This window comes from Arthrobacter sp. 2YAF22_2 (assembly GCF_052114645.1).
Classification (GTDB): domain Bacteria; phylum Actinomycetota; class Actinomycetes; order Actinomycetales; family Micrococcaceae; genus Arthrobacter.
The window spans coordinates 1-2,919 of sequence record NZ_JBFRFD010000465.1; the positions used below are offsets into that span (position 1 = coordinate 1).

Here is a 2,919-nt window from a genome sequence, read left to right on the forward strand (position 1 = left end):
GCGCGAGCGAAGCCGCGCTCGCAGCAACCGTCGAGGCCGTCAAGGGCCTGGACGTCATCAATTCCGTCACATCCGTACTCCGGGTAGAAGGGGTCTAAGTGGCTCACCAATGGCGCGGAGTCATCCGCGAATACGCTGAACGCCTGCCGGTCACCGAGGCCACCAAGGTCATCACCCTGGGAGAGGGCGGCACGCCGCTGGTGCACGCACAGAAGCTCTCCGAGCTCACCGGCTGCACCGTCTACCTCAAAGTCGAGGGGATGAACCCGACCGGGTCCTTCAAGGACCGCGGCATGACCATGGCCATGACCGCGGCTGTCGCCTCCGGGGCGAAGGCCGTGGTGTGCGCCTCCACCGGCAACACGTCAGCCTCCGCAGCGGCCTATGCGACGTCCGCCGGGCTGCAGTGCGCCGTGCTGGTGCCCGAGGGCAAGATCTCGATGGGCAAGCTCAGTCAGGCGATCGCGCACGGCGCCACGCTGCTGCAGGTGGACGGCAACTTCGACGACTGCCTCGACATCGCCCGCAAACTGGGCGAGTCCTACCCGGTGTTTCTGGTCAACTCGGTCAACCCGGCCCGGATCGAGGGGCAGAAGACCGGCGCCTTCGAGGTCGTTGACGTGCTCGGCGACGCCCCGGACATCCATGTGCTTCCGGTCGGGAACGCCGGCAACATCAGCGCGTACTGGAAGGGCTACAAGGAGTATGCGGCGCCTTTCGAGTCCGCCACCGCCGGACAGTTGGCCGCCGTCGCCACGAAGACGCCGGTGATGTGGGGATTCCAAGCCGCGGGCGCCGCCCCGTTCGTAGCCGGCCACCCCATTACGGAGCCGGACACCATCGCCACCGCCATCCGGATCGGCAACCCCGCCTCCTGGGACACCGCCGTCGCCGCCCGGGATGAATCCGGCGGCGTGATCGAGGCCGTCACCGACGAGGAAATCCTCGCCGCGCACCGTTGGCTCTCCGCCCGTGAAGGAGTGTTTGTGGAACCCGGTTCCGCCGCCGGCGTCGCGGGGCTGATCAAGAAGCACGCCGCAGGCGAGGTTCCTGAAGGCAAAATCATCGTGATCACGGTGACTGGCCATGGACTCAAGGATCCGCAGTGGGCCCTCCGCACCGAAGACGGCAGCGAGGTTCAGCCGGTTAAGGTTGCCAACGACGTCGTCACGGTGGCCGCCGAACTGGGACTGGAAGAAAAATAGCCTTGGAAACCACCCTCACCGTCCCGGCCGAATCTCCCGCCGACACCCCGGCGGTTCCGGCCGGGCTGGCGGTCACCGTCCGGGTTCCGGCCACCAGCGCGAACCTGGGCCCTGGCTACGACAGCCTGGGGCTGGCCCTCTCGCTGCACGACACGCTGACGGTGGAAACCCTGGAGAGCGGCGAACTTGAATTCGAGCTCAGCGGCGAGGGTGCGGACACGCTGCCGCGGGATGCGAGCCACCTGGTGGCCCGGGCCCTGACCGAGGCGCTGCACCAGCTGGGCTTCCGGCACGACGGTCTGCGGATCACGGCCGACAACGTCAACCCGCACGGCCGSGGCCTCGGTTCCTCGGCTGCCGCGGTGGTTGCCGCTGTCACCGCTGCGAACGCACTGGTCCCTGCGGCGTCGCGCCGCGGCAAGGACTGGATCCTGCAGCTCACGTCCAAGATGGAAGGGCATCCGGACAACGTCGCACCCGCTATTTTCGGCGGATTGGCGCTGTCCTGGCAGGACAGTGACCAGTACAGCAGCACCTGCGCGCGAGTGGATCCCGCCATCGTCCCGGTGGTCGCGATCCCGGACTTCGAACTGTCCACGGAAGCTGCCCGGGCGCTGCTGCCGGCCTCTGTTGGGCATCACGCCGCGGCCATGAACTCGGGCCGGGCTGCGCTGCTGATCCATGCGCTGACGCAGCAGCCTGAATTCCTGCTGCCGGGGACCGAGGACTACCTGCACCAGAACTACCGCGCACAGGCCATGCAACCGAGCGCCGGGCTGATTGCGGCGCTGCGGGGTGCCGGCCATGCCGCCGTCGTCTCCGGTGCGGGGCCCACCGTGCTGGTCCTCGCCGCCGACGAAAAGGAAGCGGCCGACGTCGTCGAGTTCATCGGAGCTTTCACTGCAGCCAACACGCCGGAGGTCCACTGGCGTGTGATGAAGCTGGCCGTGGACACTGAAGGTGCTAAAGTGGAAATACACCGGCGGTAACACGCAAGCTTTTAGTAAGACCGCGATGTTGGCCAAGTTGCCCTCTCTCATCTTTCACTGCGCAATATTTTCCGGTGCCACCTGCTTTCGGTCTGACGCAGGAAGCTGCAGAACTTCTCTGTACCCCTGAAGTGTCAGCCGACCGTTCATCAATTTCGGGACGCGTCTTGGTGTAGCAGTATCCGGCCCTGCTGGCCGAAATCCATCCGGCAAGGCCACAAATCCCGGCTGTAGATCTGAACTGCAGCCCAGATCAAATCACCGCGTCCAGCTCCTAGCCTGGACGCCGTCGAGGGGGAAGGATCCTTCGTGACCGAAACCACTGAGCTGTCTCCAGCTGTGGAACTATCATCTTCTGCTGCCGAACCGGCAGCACCCGCCAAGAGCAGCGGCCTCGCAGGCCTCAAGCTCGCCCAACTCCAGGCCCTGGCCAGCCAGCTGGGGATCTCCGGGGGTTCCCGGATGCGCAAGGGCGATCTGGTGACCGCCATTTCCGCCCATCGTGCCGGTACCCCGGTCAGCAAGGCCCCCGCCCGGGCCGCCGAGAAGGCCAGCGACAACGGCACGGTTGCCCAGTCGGCTCCGGCCGTAGCTCCGGCCGCCGTCGCGTCCGAGGCTCCGGCCCAGGAAAGCCCGCGGGCCCGGACCCGTGGCCGCAGCCGCCGCGCCGGCAGCGACGGCGTCGTGAGCACCGCCGCTGAGGCACCCGCCGCAGCTCCGATGGA

General features: G+C 67.1%; 3 protein-coding genes. All 3 read left to right on the plus strand.

Annotated features, from left to right (window positions below; all coding sequences use genetic code 11):
* Positions 1–98: 98 nt before the first annotated feature.
* Positions 99–1,205 (plus strand): threonine synthase, encoded by a 1,107-nt coding sequence (gene thrC / locus AB4Y86_RS15900; protein WP_441403154.1) that lies wholly within the window; start codon positions 99–101, stop codon positions 1,203–1,205.
* 2 nt (positions 1,206–1,207) lie between these two features.
* On the plus strand, positions 1,208–2,194 hold the full coding sequence (thrB, locus tag AB4Y86_RS15905) for a homoserine kinase (RefSeq protein WP_441403155.1): 987 nt from the start codon (positions 1,208–1,210) through the stop codon (positions 2,192–2,194).
* A gap of 309 nt (positions 2,195–2,503) precedes the next feature.
* A partial coding sequence (locus tag AB4Y86_RS15910) for a Rho termination factor N-terminal domain-containing protein (RefSeq protein WP_441403156.1) occupies positions 2,504–2,919 on the plus strand: 416 nt, incomplete at its 3' end.